Source organism: Psychrobacillus sp. L4 (assembly GCF_042944905.1).
Taxonomy (GTDB): Bacteria; Bacillota; Bacilli; order Bacillales_A; family Planococcaceae; genus Psychrobacillus.
On the sequence record NZ_CP168496.1, the window covers coordinates 807,694 to 827,359 of the forward strand.

At 34.1% G+C, this 19,666-nt stretch carries 20 protein-coding genes and 1 pseudogene; 14 read left to right on the forward strand and 7 right to left on the reverse strand.

The features are described from left to right. Positions 1 to 9: 9 nt before the first annotated feature. The 11 genes and pseudogenes from ACEPXG_RS03865 (at position 10) to ACEPXG_RS03915 (ending at position 11,328) form a co-directional block, all read left to right on the forward strand. On the forward strand, positions 10 to 894 hold the full coding sequence (locus ACEPXG_RS03865) for a hypothetical protein (protein ID WP_391207694.1): 885 nt from the start codon (positions 10 to 12) through the stop codon (positions 892 to 894). A 459-nt stretch (positions 895 to 1,353) separates the two neighbouring features. Continuing rightward, positions 1,354 to 1,588 (forward strand): annotated as a pseudogene (locus tag ACEPXG_RS03870) (terminase TerL endonuclease subunit); the annotation flags it as partial. A 108-nt stretch (positions 1,589 to 1,696) separates the two neighbouring features. After that, complete coding sequence (locus tag ACEPXG_RS03875; RefSeq protein WP_391207696.1) at positions 1,697 to 2,287, forward strand: DarT ssDNA thymidine ADP-ribosyltransferase family protein; 591 nt, start codon at positions 1,697 to 1,699, stop codon at positions 2,285 to 2,287. Positions 2,288 to 2,319: 32 nt separating this feature from the next. After that, positions 2,320 to 3,360 (forward strand): macro domain-containing protein, encoded by a 1,041-nt coding sequence (locus tag ACEPXG_RS03880; protein ID WP_391207697.1) that lies wholly within the window; start codon positions 2,320 to 2,322, stop codon positions 3,358 to 3,360. Between the two features lie 869 nt (positions 3,361 to 4,229). After that, a complete protein-coding gene (locus tag ACEPXG_RS03885; RefSeq protein WP_391209767.1) occupies positions 4,230 to 5,546 on the forward strand; it encodes an IS1380 family transposase in 1,317 nt (438 codons plus the stop codon). Positions 5,547 to 5,818: 272 nt separating this feature from the next. Further along, a complete protein-coding gene (locus ACEPXG_RS03890; protein WP_391207699.1) occupies positions 5,819 to 6,244 on the forward strand; it encodes a helix-turn-helix domain-containing protein in 426 nt (141 codons plus the stop codon). A 146-nt stretch (positions 6,245 to 6,390) separates the two neighbouring features. Continuing rightward, a complete protein-coding gene (locus ACEPXG_RS03895; RefSeq protein WP_391207701.1) occupies positions 6,391 to 7,278 on the forward strand; it encodes an ATP-binding protein in 888 nt (295 codons plus the stop codon). 556 nt (positions 7,279 to 7,834) lie between these two features. After that, positions 7,835 to 8,131 carry a hypothetical protein gene (locus ACEPXG_RS03900; RefSeq protein ID WP_391207703.1) on the forward strand — a complete coding sequence of 99 codons (297 nt, stop codon included), beginning with the start codon at positions 7,835 to 7,837 and terminating at the stop codon, positions 8,129 to 8,131. Positions 8,132 to 8,179: 48 nt separating this feature from the next. Next, a complete protein-coding gene (locus ACEPXG_RS03905; protein ID WP_391207705.1) occupies positions 8,180 to 9,298 on the forward strand; it encodes a hypothetical protein in 1,119 nt (372 codons plus the stop codon). A gap of 163 nt (positions 9,299 to 9,461) precedes the next feature. After that, positions 9,462 to 10,544 carry a hypothetical protein gene (locus ACEPXG_RS03910; RefSeq protein ID WP_391207707.1) on the forward strand — a complete coding sequence of 361 codons (1,083 nt, stop codon included), beginning with the start codon at positions 9,462 to 9,464 and terminating at the stop codon, positions 10,542 to 10,544. Between the two features lie 586 nt (positions 10,545 to 11,130). Further along, entirely contained in the window at positions 11,131 to 11,328 is a 198-nt protein-coding gene (locus ACEPXG_RS03915; protein ID WP_391207709.1) for a hypothetical protein, read from the forward strand. A 774-nt stretch (positions 11,329 to 12,102) separates the two neighbouring features. Here the strand turns inward: ACEPXG_RS03915 and ACEPXG_RS03920 are convergent. Both ACEPXG_RS03920 and ACEPXG_RS03925 read right to left on the reverse strand, forming a co-directional pair. Beyond that, positions 12,103 to 12,624, reverse strand: coding sequence for a hypothetical protein (locus ACEPXG_RS03920; protein WP_391207711.1), 522 nt, complete (start codon positions 12,622 to 12,624; stop codon positions 12,103 to 12,105). Positions 12,625 to 12,713: 89 nt separating this feature from the next. Further along, positions 12,714 to 12,887 (reverse strand): hypothetical protein, encoded by a 174-nt coding sequence (locus ACEPXG_RS03925; protein WP_391207713.1) that lies wholly within the window; start codon positions 12,885 to 12,887, stop codon positions 12,714 to 12,716. Positions 12,888 to 13,419: 532 nt separating this feature from the next. Here ACEPXG_RS03925 and ACEPXG_RS03930 point away from each other — a divergent pair. The 3 genes from ACEPXG_RS03930 to ACEPXG_RS03940 all read left to right on the forward strand — a co-directional run bounded on the left by ACEPXG_RS03930 (position 13,420) and on the right by ACEPXG_RS03940 (position 16,766). After that, positions 13,420 to 13,584, forward strand: coding sequence for a hypothetical protein (locus tag ACEPXG_RS03930; protein ID WP_391207715.1), 165 nt, complete (start codon positions 13,420 to 13,422; stop codon positions 13,582 to 13,584). Positions 13,585 to 14,628: 1,044 nt separating this feature from the next. Next, a complete protein-coding gene (locus tag ACEPXG_RS03935; RefSeq protein ID WP_391207717.1) occupies positions 14,629 to 15,087 on the forward strand; it encodes a hypothetical protein in 459 nt (152 codons plus the stop codon). Positions 15,088 to 15,761: 674 nt separating this feature from the next. After that, the gene (locus ACEPXG_RS03940) at positions 15,762 to 16,766 is read left to right on the forward strand and encodes a hypothetical protein (RefSeq protein WP_391207719.1); all 1,005 of its coding nucleotides are present in this window, start codon (positions 15,762 to 15,764) and stop codon (positions 16,764 to 16,766) included. A 61-nt stretch (positions 16,767 to 16,827) separates the two neighbouring features. Here the strand turns inward: ACEPXG_RS03940 and ACEPXG_RS03945 are convergent, their stop codons facing one another. The 5 genes from ACEPXG_RS03945 to ACEPXG_RS03965 all read right to left on the reverse strand — a co-directional run bounded on the left by ACEPXG_RS03945 (position 16,828) and on the right by ACEPXG_RS03965 (position 19,390). Then, positions 16,828 to 16,968, reverse strand: a complete 141-nt coding sequence (locus tag ACEPXG_RS03945; protein WP_391209770.1) for an IS3 family transposase — start codon at positions 16,966 to 16,968, stop codon at positions 16,828 to 16,830. Between the two features lie 266 nt (positions 16,969 to 17,234). Continuing rightward, positions 17,235 to 17,615, reverse strand: a complete 381-nt coding sequence (locus tag ACEPXG_RS03950; RefSeq protein ID WP_391207721.1) for a hypothetical protein — start codon at positions 17,613 to 17,615, stop codon at positions 17,235 to 17,237. Next, complete coding sequence (locus ACEPXG_RS03955) at positions 17,608 to 18,000, reverse strand: hypothetical protein (protein WP_391207723.1); 393 nt, start codon at positions 17,998 to 18,000, stop codon at positions 17,608 to 17,610. The genes ACEPXG_RS03950 and ACEPXG_RS03955 overlap by 8 nt, the downstream gene beginning before the upstream one ends. Positions 18,001 to 18,188: 188 nt before the next feature. Then, the gene (locus tag ACEPXG_RS03960; RefSeq protein WP_391209765.1) at positions 18,189 to 19,049 is read right to left on the reverse strand and encodes an IS3 family transposase; all 861 of its coding nucleotides are present in this window, start codon (positions 19,047 to 19,049) and stop codon (positions 18,189 to 18,191) included. Beyond that, complete coding sequence (locus ACEPXG_RS03965) at positions 19,037 to 19,390, reverse strand: transposase (RefSeq protein ID WP_391207689.1); 354 nt, start codon at positions 19,388 to 19,390, stop codon at positions 19,037 to 19,039. Before ACEPXG_RS03965 ends, ACEPXG_RS03960 begins: the two co-directional genes overlap by 13 nt. Positions 19,391 to 19,666 lie beyond the last annotated feature (276 nt).

The following is a 19,666-nucleotide window of genomic DNA, read 5'->3' on the forward strand; positions in this document are numbered from 1 at the left end:
GGATAACCTTTGACTGATATTACAATGGATTTTGTAACGGATTGGCAAAATGAAATGATTAAAGAGATGGAAGAAGAGGGTTTGCGATTTAAGAAATCACTACCTAAGGATAGTTTAATTATTAAATATTTCAGCTATCGTAGAAAAAGAGGGCTTCAAAAACCCTATAACATTTTTAAATCTAATGAATTTAACTGCCCAGAAGAATATCAAAAAGGTTTAAGTAACTTAGAGGAAATTCTTAAGAATGGCGGTGATATATCCCCGTATCTGAGCAAAGATGTAGAAAAATTAAAAAGTGATTTAATGTTTAATGACTGGAGCGTTTTACATCTTCATTTGGGAGAAAAATTTGAGAATAGCAACAAGTATATTAAGCGGACAGGTCCTTTGTTATTTTTGTATTTTAAAGGGGAAAATGTGTATTTGATTAATATTTTTCAACATCAGGACTGGACTAAAAAAGAAGTTTTACAAATTATGTATTCCAATTGGCCGGAATTAATACAACCCTATATTATGAAAATTGATGGTTTCCAGGGCCTTCATCCAGAATATACAGAAGATCAGCACTTAGAATTAAGAAAAGCAGGAATAACAGTAATGTTAGAGTTGATGGACGCAAACGGCAAAAAATTCCCTCTAATTCCAACAGGCATGGGAATAACTGCATCCGGTGATTCTATGAATGATGTTAGGCATTATCAACATCAAATCAAAGAAATTCGTAGTTTAGAAGATATGGTTAGGAGCAATATAGATTTTGTAAAGCAAACTATGAAATCACTTAATGTGAACATACCAACATCACTAAATTTCAAATTAGTTTATAAGGATGGTAGATTTCAGGTACAAGAGGCAAATACACAACTGTTTTTTGATCTAAAACGTTAGAAACAATTCTACACTATTCTGACAATTAACTATTATATATTATCTAGAATTCTTGTTGTATAAAAGGAGAAGGCAGCCGAAATTGAAAACATTCGGTTGCCTCTTTTAATATTGGGGTTATTTCCCTTACCTAAATTCGACCATTTATTAAAGATATTTTGGAGCTTCCCTATATCGGCAAAATTTTCCGATGAAACAACTTAAAGTGACGCGTGCCTGTGCTGAAAAAGTTTATACACTATTCTGACAATAGGATACAACTCACTATTATATATTATCTAGTATACATGATTTAAAAAAGGATAAGCAGCAAGAATATGTACTGCCTCGTAAATGTAAGACACAGACTAACATTTACGGGGTATTTTTTTATGGAAAAATTTAAAAAAGAAGATAAAATCAAGATGTTATTTCGTTATTTGGAGCCGATGAAAGTTATCAGGAAATAGGACTTCTATAGAATTGATGAAGATCACTCTCGAGAAAAGAACTGTTCATGGTGGAAATCCAGTTTTAAGATGGTGATGGATAATATCTTTGTTGAAACAGATCTGGCGGGCAACATTAAACCGGATAAAGAGAAAAGTACAGAGCGAATTGATGGTGCAGTGGCGCTGATATTGGCATTAGAACAGCGAGTCGGAATGAGAATAGAGAGTGTGTTTATGAGGGTCGGGGGATATTGATTCTATAGATTGAGAGTGCAAAAGCCGAAGTGATAAATCCATCTTATGATATAATAATAGTACAATAGATACTTGCTTGCTGTTGACGCAGTATTATACTAAGGTGGTATTTAATCATGGCGATAGGGAATATAAAAGAGGGTAGGTTACTGTACCATTTAACCAGATTATCAAATTTAGATTCCATACTTGAACACGGTTTAGTTTCAAGAAAATTGGTTAAGGATAATGATGTTAAATTTTTTGATATTGCAGATCAAGAAATTATTTCCAAGCGAACAGAACTCGGTTTAGATGAATATACTCCATTTCACTTTCATCCATACTCTTCATTTGATGTTGCCGTAAAAAACACATATGTGGATGAAGAATTTATATATATTTGTATTAGAAGAGAGCTAGCCAAAGATAATAATTTCAAAGTGCTACCAAGACACCCACTCACGAACGAAGAATTTCGATTATATGACTATGAAGAGGGCCTTAATGCCATCGACTGGGTTACGATGCATACACTAGGTACGGAAGATCGCTATACAAAGAATGTAAAAATGGCTGAGTGTTTAACGCCTTTAATTGTCCCAGCCAAGCTTTTTCATTGTATTTATGTAAAAAATGAGGAAACAAGGGCGGACGTTAAGGAGAGATTGCAGTCAAGTGGAATAAGCAAAACACCACCGTTTGTGGATATTGGTAGATGGCTATAGAAAAAAACTGTTAAAGAAAGTGAGGTGTAAACGTGATTATTTATACTACTGGTGATTTATTGAAATCGTCCGCAGATGCTTTGGTGAATACTGTGAACTGTGAAGGTTATATGGGTAAGGGAATTGCCTATCAGTTCAAACTACAGTTTCCTAACAATAACAAAGATTATGTCAAGGCGTGTAAAACTAGGGAACTACAAATCGGAAAGTTACATTATTTTAGAGAAGACGGTAAAATAATTATTAACTTCCCAACGAAAAACAAGTGGAGAGCCAAGTCCAAGATGGAGTATGTAGAAAAAGGATTGGATGAGCTTGTCAAATTAATTAAGCTGCTTGATATCAAAACGATAGCGATACCACCTTTAGGAAGTGGAAATGGTGGTCTAATATGGAGTGAAGTGAAAAATCTAATTGAAAAGAAGCTAGCTGATGTGAATGAAGTGGTTCAAATTTATATTTTTGAACCGTCTCAAAATTATGTGTCGCAACCTAAAGCCGAACCCAAGTTGAGTTTATCTGCACTCGTTTTAATGGATATCAAACATCACTTGAATAAATTTGATACGTTGCGACTTCAAAAGACAGCTTTCTATATGGATATCTTTTCAGGCCAACACTACTTCAATTTTACAAGACATAAATATGGACCATACGACAACTCGATTTCCATCGTCAGTCGTAGCATCAAAGAATTCCAAAAATATCATGGAGTTAAGGATACAGATGAGGCTTACGGTATTCTGCATAATAAAATCGTTAGTGATCAAGTAGAGACAAGGCTTTCAACCTTACAACCTTTCATTGAAAAAGCAGCAGAGTTCGTAAACAAGTTTAAAACAAATCATGAATTAGAATGTCTATCCACAATTACGTATTTATTAAAAGAAAAAGTAGAATTAACACAAGCAGAAATTGTAGATGAGTTTAACCGTTGGTCAGAAGATAAAGCAAATAGATTTCCAAAAGACGACATTATTAATGGTATTGACAAGTTATATGAATCTCATATCATAGAAAAAACATTAATGGGTTACACACTTAAACAAACGACTACTTATAATCAAAGATAAAGGGTCGAACTGTTGTAGCATCTCATACGAGGTGCTTTTTTTTAGTGCGCCAGGCATGGCGACTATCTAGGTGGTGAAAGTCCACTGTGGGGGTACACATCAACTAACCACTAGAGAAGCGCAAGGTACTTATCGCGAGGTAAGGGCTTAAAGACGCGTCCCTGTTAGAAACAATTCTAAACTATTCTGACAATAGACTACAATTCGCTTTAAAAAAGCATCGCTGTTGTAGAAAAGATTCTATAACATTCTGATTACCCACTACAATTCAAAGGTTGATACAGAAGTTGATTCCTTAAAGTAAGCGTCAAATACACCCTTATCCAAAATTCAGGATAAGGGATTATTTGGCGCTTATATATGTAACAACCCTTACCAAATGAATCATGTTTTTCATTTTGAATTCATATTGTTCAAAATTACCAATGATTCTATTCTTAAGATCTTCCCAGGTATATGCTCCTTTAAGCAATTGCACAACTATCCTCTTTTTAAGTCAAAATAATCTCACACGCTTCTGATCTGGTATAAATCGTGCTATGCTCTGACAACTTACCGTTTTAATGATAAGATAATCATTATAGGCAATGGTGACTTGGCAAAAATTTTTAGCTTTCCTTGACTACTTTTTATATAATAATTCCTATATAAATGTAAAAATAAAGAGGAAAGTTTAATGTATTTATCGAATTTTATAAAAAGATTATTCTTAACCCTAGATTATTCACCAACTAATACAAAATCCCACTGAAAACCTGACTAGTCGGCTTTTCAGTGGGATTCTATTTTTCACTTAAATGATGAAAAAAGAATCCATTTCTGCTAAGGTTATTACGACCAAGAAACAACCAAAAGAAAGGATTCTTATGATGTCTACTTTATCGCAAAACACCTTACATTTCAACCGTTCTATTAAATTATCCAACGATGGAGGCGCACTCTCCTCAGACACCGGCGAATTGATTTACCGGGAATTTGATGAGAAATTAGGCTTCTCACAAACCATTGCTAAACATCTTCAGTTAAAAGATGAACGTACGTATTGTATACATGAAAACGAACAACTTCTTCGTCAAAAAATCTATCAGCTCACCGCTGGCTATCAGGAGGACGACGCAGCGGACCGATTGACACACGATCCGATTTTCACACAAGTTCTTGGTACAGCTGCACTGGCTTCTCAACCGTCGTTATCTCGGTTTTTCAAGCGCTTTGACACGCAATCATTAGACCAGCTTCAAGTGGCGAATCAGGAGTTGCTTGACCGGGTTCATCACGCGCGTCAATCGAAGGCACTCATTTTCGACTTAGATTCCACCCATGCCGACACATACGGAAACCAAGAAAGTTCATCCTACAACGCCCATTATCGCACAATGGGTTTTCATCCACTTGTTGCGTTTGACGGACTAACAGGTGATTTCTTAAAAGCACAATTGCGTCCGGGAAACGTGTATACTTCCAATGGTGTAGTTGATTTTATGCGTCCACTCATCCAACACTATAACGAAGTTTTTCCGGAAACGTCTTCTCTTGTCCGTGGAGATAGTGGCTTTGCGGTGCCTGATCTATATGAATTATGCGAAAAAGAATCGGTGTACTATATCATTCGTTTAAAAGCGAACGCCAAGTTAAAAGCACTGGCGGAAGAACTGCATCCAGCTCACGAAATTCGTGATGTGTCCGTAAGAGAAAGCTACGTCGAAGAGTCTATTTATCAAGCATCGTCTTGGTCGAAGCCTCGTCGTATAATCATTCAGTCCACTCGCCCAGCAGGTGAACTGTTCTTTTCGCATGCTTTTTTTGTGACAAATACTGGCGAAACCTTTTCACCACAAGCGATTGTACAGTCATACAAACAGCGTGGCACGATGGAAAACTTCATCAAGGAAGCGAAAGATGGCTTTGGTTTTGATCAGATGAAGAGCCATGATTTCCTAGTCAATGAAGCACGCATGATGTTAAGTCTACTTGCGTATAACTTCACGAACTGGCTACGCACTCTGAGTTTTCCACCTTCCAGCAAAGGCATTCAAATACAAACGATTCGCATACGTTTGGTGAAAGTAGCGAGTAAACTGGTGAAATCCGGACGCTCCTTATATGTCAAAATCTCCTCCAGTTTTGTCTATGAGCACTTCTTTTGGGACGTTCTGGCCAGGGTTCAGCAGCTAGAATTCATTTAAATAGCCCTTTTTAAAAATTCGAACTCGCACCAAGGGAGTAGTATGTCTAAAAATCGGTTTTCTCCCAATGCTCGTTTCAGGTCTTCTCGATATAGGCTACTATCTCAATACAAATTTACCTTAAAGTTATTAATCTCTTGAAATTCTAAAAATTTTAGATTGCGGTGAATAATTCAGGTTAACTTAAAATTAGTATTTAAAAACAAATTCATGACCGGTTTCGATGCAATATTTCAGAAAAATAAAATTCATTATATTAAGGAGGTATTGACATGTCTCGAGATGTAGGTTTTCTTAGAAGTTTGCTTACTGAATTGAGAAGACTTTCGAAAGAAACAGGATGGGTGGAGTTTAAGCATAATAATGCTCAACCAGAAATGATCGGCGAGTATATCTCTGCACTAAGTAATAAAGCTGCATTAGAGGGGAAAAAAGATGCTTATTTATTATGGGGTATAGAGGACGAAACTCACAATATCATAGGTACAAGTTTTCGTCCAAGTGAGGTGAAAAAGGGGAATGAAGAACTTGAGAGTTGGCTTTTAAGACTTTTGTCACCTCGTATTATGTTTAGATTCTATGAACTTGAGACTGAAAATGGGCATGTAGTTATATTAGAAATCGAAAGAGCTTCAACTAAACCAGTTCAGTTTCAAGGGCAAGAGTATATACGCATTGGATCTTATAAAAAAACTTAAAAGAGTATCCAGAACAAGAGCGTGAATTATGGCGTGTTTTTGATCACACTCCATTTGAAGAGACGATTTTATTAGATAATGTAGCAGAAAGTAATGTACTTAGCTACCTAGATTATCCTTCTTATTTTGAATTATAGGATATTCCTTTGCCCGAAAATAGAAAACTGATTTTAGAGAGACTTGTTGAAGATAGAATAATAATAAAAAATTCGGCTTCTGGATATGATATTACTAATCTAGGAGCAATTTTACTTTCAAAAGAACTTTCTAAATTCCCTAGCTTAAAACGAAAATCAGTTAGAGTAATTATCTACAGGGGTAAGGATAGAATTGAAACAATTCGAGAACAAGAAGGGGGAAAGGGCTATGCTTCTGGATTCGAGGGGTTAATTGGATTCATAAATAACCTCTTACCTAGAAATGAAGTTATTGGGAAAGCATTAAGAAAAGAGGTACCTATGTACCCAGAACTTTCAGTTCGTGAATTGGTTGCAAATGCTATTATACATCAAGACTTCACTTTAAGAGGTACTGGTCCAATGATTGAAATATTTTCAGATCGAATGGAGATAACTAATCCGGGTGTTCCGCTTGTAAAAACAGAAAGATTCTTAGATAGCCCACCAAGATCAAGAAATGAGTCTTTGGCTTCTTTTATGCGCAGAATCGGTATATGCGAGGAACGTGGAAGTGGGATAGACAAGGTAGTTTCTCAAACGGAATATTATCAGTTGCCTGCTCCTGTTATTGAAGTTACTGAGGGTCATACTCGAGTAACATTGTATAGTTACAAGCCATTTAATGAAATGGAGCGACAAGAAAAAATCCATGCTTGTTATTTACATGCCTGTTTAAAGTATGTGACTAAGGAATATATGACTAATGCAAGCCTTCGTCATCGTTTTGGATTAGATGATAAAAATAGTTCTACAGCATCTAGAATAATTAGAGATGCTGTAGATGCTCAAAAACTCAAACCCCTTGATCCAACTACAGCTCCAAGGTATATGAAGTATATTCCATTTTGGGCCTAAAACCCAAATGTATGCAGTTAATCAAGAAAAGTTTAATCTCTGAATATTTCTGGGAAATGGTTCTAATTTAACTTGCCGGTAACTTGCAGAACAGATTCATCAATGGTTAAAATCATTAGGGAATATAGAGAAATAGACGGATTTTTAACTTGCTGGTAACTTTCAAGAGTGATTTACAGATGACTTTAAATCTCTGAATACTTCGTGGAAATGGTTCTAATTTAACTTGCCGGTAACTTGCAGAACAGATTCATCAATGGTTAAAATCATTAGGGAATATAGAGAAATAGACGGATTTTTAACTTGCTGGTAACTTTCAAGAGTGATTTACAGATGACTTAAATGACGCGTCCCTGTGTTAGAAACAATTCTACACTATTCTGACAATAGACTACAATTCATTATTTAAGATGAGTAAGTACCAAGTAACGCCGACCTGACTAATAGGTTGGCGTTACTTTGCATTTTAAATAATGTTATATTCAGACTATTTTATATTAAAGAGCTTTGGTACAATATGACTATAAGTAGAATGTTGAGGAAGGGGTTTTATAAAATGGTAGTTCCAATTTTTGATGAGGAAACAGAACAATTAATTGACAGCATTCCGGGAGGGGAAATTTACCGCTATGTAAGAAAAGCATATGATCATATTACAAAGGGTGCTTACTTCTCTTCTGAGGAAGATGTTCCTAAATATGATTTGGAAGCACTGGATGAAATAGTGAAAAAAATGGCAAGCAAGAAATTTCAAATGTCCGAGGAGGAGGTATGGACTCAGTATGAGAAAATTTCCTTTTACATAACAGCATTTCGATTTGAGCGAGAGAATGAACGAGTGTCCCCGTGTTAGAAAAAATTCTACAAATAAAAACACTGGTAGTGAAAGAGGGTAAGATACTTGCTAAATATATTTTCGGATGGTTCTAATGATTTTAGAAGATTAATGCATGAAATGCTTAATGATGTAATAGTTTACTTTATTGAATTAGGTAGAGACGCAGAATACGAAGATATTTATACATATGGATTTCCAGACGATACCATGGAAATGACAAAGGAAGCAGCCGAGACCCACTTAAAACGGATTGAAAGTTATGTTATTGATTACTACGACCATAATTTACGTCCGTTGGATGAATATATAATATATCATATCATCACATATGTTGACGAAGTCGTTACTGAACCGGAATTTTTTTTCGAAAACTACGAGGTGAAGATCAATAGCAGTGATCAGTTAGACATCGATGAGAAATATTTCCTAAGTAGAATTATTCGACCGATTGACTTAATCGATTTATTCTTCGAGGATGTAGATTTTTTGGATTTAGATCGTTTTATTAAAATGTATAAAACACAACCTGAGTTGGTAACAAATTTCTTTGCGATTAACTTAGATGAATACGAAGAACTAATTCCAAGAAATATTTTTGAAGAATATAAAAGTTTAAAAAGTGAGAGGGAATTGTCAGTCAAACAAGATAACCCCTGGGAAATAGAGAATGTTCAAAGTTTTTATGTTATGATCGAGAAATTTTTTGAAAAATTGAAGTTTTTAATTGCTCACAATAGTGGAAATAGAGTGATTAAAAATAAGAATGGAACTTTGGATGAAAAGGGGGTTCAATCATTAATTTTAATTACAGCGAAGATGTTCTTTCATCAATACCCAATAGATATTAGTAGTGAGAGCGATACAGGAAGAGGTACTGTAGATTTTAAATTTTCATATGGAAGTCATTATAAACTTCTTACAGAAGTGAAATTAAGTTCACATACCGGCGTGGAAAAAGGTTTTAAGTTTCAATTACCTACGTACTTACATGCAGAGGAGTGTACCCGTGGGATCTTAGTATTAGTTTGTCTAGAGGAGGAAGATTATAGGAAGGAAGAAAGTTATTTGGACAGTTATGATAAGACTCTCTTTACTATTAAATTCTTTAAAATTGATGCAAGCGGTAGTTTATTGTCAGCCTCAAGGATTAGAAATGAAGATGAAATGGGAATAAATCATTGATCATAAAAAGCGTCTCTGTGTTAGAAACAATTCTACACTATTTTTGTTTTATAAGGATTCCATTCTATTAATAAAATAGACTTTATTTCTTGTACTTGATTGAAAATGGTGAAAATAAACGGGTGGTAATTATTATGAATGGCTTAAGAGAGAAGGGGTTATCTTGAACAGTAATAAGATGATTAATAGATATGCTAAGGGCAGTAGCCATGTATATTTCAGCGAACTTGGTGGAAGTAATGAACGTTCCCATATATTTAAAGGGTATGTGAAGTGTAAGTTGATTCACACAATTGGTGAATCTCTAATTGTTCCAGATCTAATATTCTTGGAAGAGGATGAAGAAAATAGTTTTAAATGGATACAGCCTCTATCTTTTTTCGGCTGTCGATTAGCAATTACAGACAACGATAACATCCATTGTTCAATTGTAGTTGATATTTCTAGTAAACAGACATTAGAATTAAGGTTTTCTAATAATGATTATGTAAGGGGATATGATGATTATTCAGAGCTTTATAAGTGTGAAATTCATGCCCCTAAGATGTTAAGTGAATACGCAACAGGAACAGGGTACTTTAAAGAGAACTTTGAACCTTACATTAGTTTATATCACCATACGACTGCTATCGCTAAAGAAAGTATTATGAAAAGTGAACATTTTTATGATAGTCGAGGCAACTTTGCTGGTACTAAAGAATTGACTTCAATTGGATACTTGTATTTAACATGTTTAGATAAAGTTCTTAATGAAGCGGACTTGCAACAGGTATCTATGTCTAGTCAAAAATATATTTTTTTAAGAACAGATGATGACGTTCATATTAGAAGGTTAAGAGTGCTTCATCGGCAGACGAAGGAGTTAGAAGCTGTTATTCCATTGGATGTAAATGTTCAAGCAATCGCTTCTCAGCATTTACATCGCCATCTTATTGGTGCTACTTATTACGCAATTTGTAACCCATTTATTTATAGAATCGGAGTTGAACCAAAGTGTGGAATAGATTTTATTAACTCTACTATAGAACAAGATAATACGAAGAAAGCAGATTATATTGTAGGGGGAGATTGTAGAACGATTGAAGGGGCAATTGCTCCATATGACGAAGAGAACACAGAGTACATTTATAAGATTGAAAAAGTAAGCGAGTCAGGGAATTCGAATGCTTTAGAGTTTTGGCTAACAAACAGGAACTCAGATCAATATACAGGTAAACATGTGAAGTTTACTGAATTCATGAAGTAAAAACTATAAAAACGCGTCCCTGTGTTAGAAACTATTCTAGACAATTCACTACAATTCATAAGTATATCTACAGAAAAATTGACGCGTCCCTGTGTTAGAAACAATTCTACACTATTCTGACAATTGACTACAATTTCCTTTAAATAGGTAAGCTCGAAATGTAAGCTTCAAATAATCCCCACCAGTAAATCAGGTGGGGATTCGTTTATTATTTAGTTACTTTGTTAAACACTATGCAAGTGACTGGAATGGTCTTTGATCAAGGTAATAATCGATCTAGTGAGCGGTAAATACTACTGATCTGATCCTACAATATTTATCTACGATTCTGATGGTATCTTCGTGAGGTGTATTTTTAGTGACGCGTCCCTGTGTTAGAAACAATTCTACACTATTCTGACAATTTACTACAATTTACTCTAAAAATGCATCGCTGTGTTAGAAAAGATTCTATAAAATTCTAATTACCCACTACAATTCAAAGGTTGACAGAAAAGTTGATTTCTTAAAAGTAAGCGTTAAATATACCGAAACGCGAACGATGCGTCATTACAAACATAAAATAACAATTGAGAACCATATCGAATTGTTAGATGTATTAGAAGCTCATCCAGGACCTGTTCTTTTATCGGGATTTGCACAGCAAGTATATGACGGTAGGTTAAGACATTGGCGAAAAGAAACTTTAAACGTAGCGGTAGAAGCTGGAGCAAAAAGACAAGATGTACTTTGGATTAATCCTGTAGCTACAGAGTTTAAATATAAGCAACAAACGTTGTTTTAAATTCAAATATTTTAAAAGTTGATTAATGTACGGAAACCCTACTGTATCAATGAAACATTAAAATCAATTGCTGCTTATTCGTTCGTACTTATGTAAGTATTTATTTATAATTAATTATATTATGTCCGTTACCAATCAATAAAGATTGATTGGTTATTACTAAACTAAGAAAAGGATGATTTAAAATGGATATATTAATAGTTTACTTATGTTAACTCATAACCAACCCTATTAATTAGGAATTGGTTATTTCAAATTATGCTGTAATTAATCTGAGAAATGTTTCGGCGATCAATATGATGGCTTTTATTAGGAAATTTTTTATTTCTTTGTTTTTAAGCATTCTATTACCTCCTTACAGGAAGGATGTAATAGTATATGCAATTTTGTTTCAGTAAGTGATGCCGTCTTGGAGTAGAAAAATTCATCAATATTCTTACAATTCGCCGCGATTTAAAAAGAGAGAAGTTAGCCTTGTAATCACTAGTGGCTCTATATCTCTTTTAAGTAGCTGTAAAATATTTTACATGTGTCACATTCGCATGCTCTTAATAATGATCATATAATAAATAGTCAGCTAAGAAATGGTAGAATTTGTCTGCTGGCTATTTCTTTTTTATATTTGAAAAAAGGTACTATGTAAGAAATTTTCATGTTTGTTTCTAACAGAGGAACAAAAAATACAAAGAAGTGATACCAGCATCCAAAGTAGATGTTGGTATCACTTCTTTGTATTTTTTAGATGCTTTACTATTATTGTAGTAAACTTCTTCATTATAAGAAGAGGTCAATGCTATCTGGAGCAGGTGATTTTACTAATTCATGCTCTTGTAAAATACGAATCATTTGAATTAATCCATTGGCCCCAACAGAATTACCAGTTAGCTTTGAGAATGCGAATTGTCCATAAAACTTAATAAGAGAAGGTACATCTTTACACTCAAGTGTTAGAAGTCGACCACCTAATTTTTCTTGTCCATCAAAAATAGTACTCAAACAATAATTCATCAATTCAAAACCTGCAAAAATATCTGCATATGTATCATTCTTTCCGAATTGTCCGATGAGGATAGATGGGACTTCGGTAATCACTTCGTTGTCTTTCTTTGCATATAAACCATCCAATTTTAATCTTTGACGATTAGAGACATCAGTAGGAATATTGAATACTCGTATTGCAAGAGAATAGTATCCTAGAATTTCAAATCCAGCTGCAGCATCTTCATCATGATAAATAAAGAATGTGCGGCTCTTCCCAAGCTTTTCGAATTGAATGGCTCTATTTGTATCTTTCAAAAAATCCTCAATATCGGGATCTTTCTGACAAGAAAAAATAGAAATAAGTTCATGAGTCCGCTCCTCACCACTTATTTCTATCAGTTTCTTTAGCGAGATAACATTCGTTTTAATCGTTCTTCACCCTGCTTTACTTTTTCAGGAGCTGTAACTGAACGATCAATTTCAACACTTTTTTTCGGATTGTTCACAATGCGAACGAATGATTCCACTGCTTCTTCTGTTTCTAAAGTGAATACTTTGTCAAAAGATGAAGTTGCCATCAGACATCAACCTCCTTACTATTTATTCCTTACATTATAACATATGCTTGATGAATTCGTAGAGGTGGATATTAATCTGCTTTTTGGACATATTAATTTATTCGGAGAGCATGTCATTTATGCCGTTACAAAATTGAAGCTTCTTCCTGATTAAATAGATTTTATTAATGGGCTTCTTTTTTGGATTATGAGTCCATTGAATACACATTGGAACAATTGCTATTGATTTTGTATCGAACAACTTTTCCGTAGAATTTAGGATGTCCAAATTCATTGAAATTATCATTCCATAAAAAAAAATAGTGACGCGTCCCTGTGTTAGAAACAATTGACTAAAATTAAATTTGATATTAGCTCCAAATATTGATTGCAATCAAGAGTACATACATAAACTATTAAATAAAAGTATAATTACCGATAAATCCCTATAGTGGTTTTTAATTTACAAATAACAAATAACCTATTATAGTAGAGCTAAGGAATAAAGTATCATTTCATGTGTACTAAAGTCGATTTCGAAAGGAGATCGTACATGAAAAAAATAACACATGAAAAGTGTTACTATTTAGGAGTTGTATCGGTATTATTTTTAGAAACACAAACAATATCGCTGACAGTTCAAATTGACATTAACTTTGAAGTCGTAATTCTAACTATGGCCATTTCATTATATATTTCTCAAAAGAAACAACAATAATATTCAATTTTTTTAGACACATTAAAAATGAAATGATACATTCCGTTATATAATGAGGTTGTTTTTGGAGCTTTGCTCTCAAATAGATTAGATTCTATTTGAAGGGCGGCTACAAAAATAAACTATTATAACGGAGATGTATTTTCACACACTGTGTTTGAATTAGTGATGAGTACCAGGTTCTAGTCCAATTAAGAATTTTGAAGAACCTGGTACTCCAAACGAAAAAAGAAATAGTCAAAGAAAAACTTTGACTATTTCTTTTTTTTGAAAACGCGGCCCTGTGTTAGAAATAATTCTACACTATTCTGACAATTGACTACAATTCTTATAAAAACTTACCTTAATAATGAAATTTGGATTCTAAAAACCTGCAAAGCATTGTTCTTGCAAGCTTTTCACAAACTTATTTGTAACAAGTAGCTTATTAGAGAAATTCTTAGAGAAAAGCCACTGAATTAAAAAACGCGTGTTAGAAACAATTCAGAACTATTCTGACAATTAACTACAATTCATAATTAAATAGAATAGGTTGTACATGTAAGGTTGTTTAGAAACCAGAACTACAACGTTTTGGTACGAGATATGGTCATATCGGAAGGATTTATCAAAAAAGATACTTTGCGAAGGAAGTAAACTCACGATTAGGGCTACTTGTTGTAAGTAGTTACATACAACGTAATCCGATTGATACAAAACAGCCGATTGTTGAACGACTAGAATGGTATCCATACTGCTCTTTCCCATTTTCGACGAAACAAAAACACCACCGCCTTTTGTAAATCGGGAATTCTTGAAGAAATTATTGCCTCCTACAATGGAAAGGACAAATGCTGCCTACTGCCAGAATTTACAGAAGAACAAATGGATGAATTAAAGATTTGTGCAATGGTTATGGAAGATTGAAAATGTTCCCTCTGCTAAAGAATAGGAAAAATTGAAATTTTCAAGAAAGTAAAGCATATACTGATAATGCTGCATTATCGCTTGAATGCATGTATTAAAATATCCGTTAGTTTGAACTTTTGGAAGTGGGGAATTTATATGGCTACCTGGACAGTAGGAAAAAATGCGATTTGTTTTATTGAATTAAAAGATTATATTAACTATTTAAGCACACTAAGTGTAGGAGAAGTGAATCGAGGAAAAGAAGCGTACGTTAGCAGATTAATGGAGATATATCCACTGCTTAAAGAACACGGTACAACAGAAGCCGTAATTCAACATTTAGACTATTTATATGCACTTGCGATGGGAGAAATAAAGACGAGCACTGAAAAAGACCAATGCTATTTTGGAATCCTTTCAAATCCGACTGAATATGTGAATGAGTGTGGAGCGGAAGAACTTATTGAAGAACATGAATTTGTGGATGGGGAGGATGAAACTAATCTCGATATAGAAACGTTAGACGATAGTATCAGTTTAACAGGTGAACATAGGGATTCATTATTATCATTTATTGGACATGGTCATTTAGGAAACAAATATTGCTTTTTTTAGTATTGAAGGTGGATTGGGTGGAAAATCTAAATACTAAAACCAAAGAAAGCCCTATTAGAATTAGCGAAAGAAATGTCTGTCGCTTCCTCTACTAGACAAACAAAAGAAGTCATAAAACATAGTATCATTAAATATTTTGAACGATAAAAAATGGATGACTTTATTAGAATAGATCGACATTAGAAATAGTGAGACTCCCCTGTGTAAGACGCAATTCCAAACCATTCTTGAAATTGAATACAATTCACTTTTGACGTTTATCGAATATTAATAAGATGGAAACACAAAAACCGACACCTTTTTTCCAAAACTTCACAAAAAGGAAGTGAACCCAATTGAATTTGGGATTGCTTCCTTTTTAACATTTTACTTTCTTAGTTCATAGCTTTCAAAAAGTTCAATTGAACCAAAACAGATGTGCCATTGAGCAGTTCTTCTTTGTCTATTCTATTACCTTCTCCATCTCGCACCTTCTCCAGTAGAAGTAATTTTCTGTAGATCAATCAATATTTGAAGCCTCTTAATCCTGAAAATGGGTTGAGAGGCTTTTGTATTGTCGATACATGTCGAAAGTATTTGGTAGAATCAATGCAAAATATCGTGTAAAGTAATGTTAGTATTATAGGTAATTTGACAGATGGTGTTGTATTGGATTTGAATGGGGGAAATTATACATGTACAAAAAAGCTTCTGCAATTTTTTTAATTCTTTTTATATCAGTGCTATTTATTAATATCAATCAAGCAACTGCGAGTTCCAAAGTGATGTGGGGGAAGACCGAGTTAAAGATTGGACAACTTGGAAAAGCGACAGTTCTTTCTAATTCAGTTTTATGGAAAATGGACAAAGATAATTCTCTCATAAAAATCCGTGATTTGAAAAGAGGCGAAGAGTATCGAGTATACAGCTATAAAGGTAATCATGGGGGAATTTATGGCGTTGGCGGTGGAGAATTTATTCAAAAAAGTACTTCAATAAAATATGAAACGCCTTCAAAGGGTAAGTTGAACTTACTGGCAAAGTTGAGTAAGGATAATAATTCGAAATCGCCTGGCACACAAGATGATTTAGAATCTATTACTTTAGCAAGTAGTCCATTTAGTGGTGCGGAACATGTATTTACTCTCCAAGGAAATGACCCATTCAATAGACGTCTCATTGTTTTTAACAAAATTACTGGAAAGAACGTATATATTCCAGCAGATCATGAGATTTTTAATGATAGTGACAATATCTATCTAGATGGTACAAAAGACTTTATATTTATAAAACATTATGCGAATAGAAAAAAATCCACCTATCGTATTTCATTATTACCACCATTTGAAATCAAGCAAGTACTTAAGGATATTCATGATTCCATAGTGTTTAATGACAAATTGTATTTTTTTAATATAAATGAAATTGATCCAATTACGCACAAATTAAATCTAATGTCTGCAGATTTAGATGGTAGTAATCATGAAGTTTTTATGGAACTTGAACCAATTTACATTCCTACCTTTCGATATTATGTACCTGGTTCAGTATTAGTTTCATTAAAGCATACTGATTCTGATATGGATAGAGATAGTATAAAACACTTGAACCTAGAAACGAAAGAATTAGAAGTATGGCGGAAATGCCAAAGTCGCAAAGATAAGGGTCCCTGTTTCAGAATTATTCCTGAACCACAATAGACTATTCAATAGCCGTCCCTGTAGTCTAGCCCCTATTTTATGGACAGTGTAGAATTGTGCATTAGCTAGCTGAATGTTTTAACTTTAAATAAGCAGCTGGACTTAAATAACCCAGTCTTTTTTGACCACGATTTTCGTTAAAATATGCAATGTATAAGAGTAAATCTTTCTTTACCTGTTTGGCATTATCTGTCGCAAACAGGTGCGGGAATTCCGTCTTGAAAAACGCGTCCCTGCGTTAGAAACAACTCTACACTATTCTGACAATTTAATACAATTCACTATCGAATATTATCTAGCATACATGTGCCAGAAAAGGAAAAAGCAGTCGAAATTGTGTCTTCGGCTGCTTAATGAATATATTTTAAAATGTATTGCCTTTTTCATAACTTAAACCTTATAAAGTCGATGCAAAAAGTTGAATTAGAATGCAGGGCAAGTATTAACTAACCCTACAACCTATATTAGCTATATTCTAGTTTGGAATCGCTGATAAAAATCTGAAGTGATGTATCGATGCCCAAAAGCGAGTATCAAAATATGAGAAATTGGTTGGTAGACCATTCTCATATCTTCTTCACCTTGAAATTTCGGATAAGGACTTGAAAAGTGATAAGATTTCCAACCTTCAAGATTAAATTTCAAATCTTCCCCTATACGATCATTATTTATAACGTCATAAATAGCAGTCTTCAATGAATTTATGACATTCTTAAACTGTGATTCATTCTCTTTAAACACCTCGGAAAGAGCTAAAACATCTAAAGCTAAATGATTAGGATCCATTTGAATTCCTTCAATTGATGCAATTTCCTTAATTGTTTGTTTTAATAATGCACGATCAATCATTCACTTGGGAACCTCTGGTATCTAACAGTTCGTCTAAGTAATCCGATGCAGCTAATGCTAACTTATCTCCAGTTAACGGTTGCGTTTCTTGAACTCGATGACTATATAAATTATTTAGTTGAACATCCATTAGTTCTTGTTCTAATAATTTTATCTGTTTAATTAGACTAGGTACCAAATTGGGAACACTAATTTGGGCGACTGTGTCAACGCCAGAAATAACTTCAATTGTACTATACTGTTCTAAAAGTGGAATCCACTCTTTCGTGTCACGAATTTTAGATAAAGCAACACGATTAGGGTTTGGCATTTCACGTTCCAAATCAGCAACCTTATAATCAGCAGCTATCGGCATTTTTTCCACCTTCTCTTCTTTTTCGATCATTTTGTCCTCCTCATTATAACTAATTGGATATTATTTGTACATTATTATGCACAAAAATATCCTTTTTGTATAGTATGTACAGGATCCTTTAAAATCAACAGTTTTTCAGTTTTATTTTTAAAACCCGTCCCTGTAAAACCCGTCCCTGTAGTCTAGCCCCTATTTTATGGACAGTGTAGAATTGTGCATTAGCTAGCTGAATGTTTTAACTTTAAATAAGCAGTTGGACTTAAATAACCCAGTCTTTTTTGACCACGGTTTTGGTTAAAATATGCAATGTATAAGAGTAAATCTTTCTTTACCTGTTTGGCATTATCTGTCGCATACAAGTGCGGGAATTCTGTCTTTAATTGCGAAAAAAAGCTCTCAATTACAGCGTTATCCCAGCAGTTTGCCTTCCGAGACATACTTGGTGAAAAGTGAAGTTTCTTGGCAAGATTTTTATACTTAAAAGACTTATAGACACTTCCTTGATCAGAGTGAATGATGACGTTTGTTAAGTCGGGCAACTTTCTAGTTTTCATTGCTTGTTTAACAGTAGTTTCTACCAGGTTTGCAGTTGGACTATCGCTCATTTCAAATGCAATAATTTCTCGATTACAAAGATCCATGATTGCAGAAACGTAAAATTTATCTTCTTCCACTGTAATCTCAGATAGATCGGTAACCCATTTACGATTGGGCAGCGAAGCATCAAAATCTCTATTAAGAAGGTTTGGATATACCCAGTCAGATTGTGCATCTTTCTTAGATTGGAAGTACTTCTTAACTCGAATTTTAGATTTAATATTCATCTCATTCATTAATCGCTGTACACGCTTGTGATTAATTACATGATCGTGGTTAGCTTTCAGTTCACCAGCAATTCTTTTCACGCCAATGGTGCCACCAGTAAAATCATATAAGCTTTGGATGACCGTAATATCGATTTGATCCCGCTCAGAAAGAGACTTTTGAGGTTGTGCCATATAGTTGTAATATCCACTGGTTGATACTTTTAATGTTTTACAAAGTGTAGTTACTGGATAATCCTTTCTCAAGGCCGTAATGGCTTCGAAGCACTTCTTTTTTCGTTCTCCTTGAGAAAGGCCTGGAACTTTTTTAAGATTTCATTTTGTATCAATTGCTCCTTGTACTTCTTTTCTATATCTCTTAATCTATTTAGTTCTGCAGTGTGTTCAATCAAATCTGATTTCTCATAGTGTGAGAGAAGTGCATCTTCACCATGTTCTCTGTAAAGTTTCAGCCACCCTGTCAATGAATTAATATGAATTTCCAGTTCGTCCGCGACATCTTGCCTGTTACGTTTATTCAGACGTACTTCATTTACTGCAAATAACTTTTGTTCATATGTGAGTTGACGTTTTTTTGTTTTCTTACGAATGTTCATGATCATGCCCCTCTCAGATGGTTGTATTTACACAATTATAACACTCTATGTGTCCATTATAAGGGGGTCGACCACTGTGTTAGAAACAATTCTAAACTATTCTGACAATAGACTGCAATTCACTATTATATATTATCTAGAATTCCTGTTGTATAAAAGGAGAAGGCAGCCGAAATTGAAAACTTTCGGTTGCCTCCTTATTATTGGAATTATTTAAGTTTCAAAATGCGGCCATTTATTAAAGATATTTTGAAGCATCCCTATGTCGGCAACATT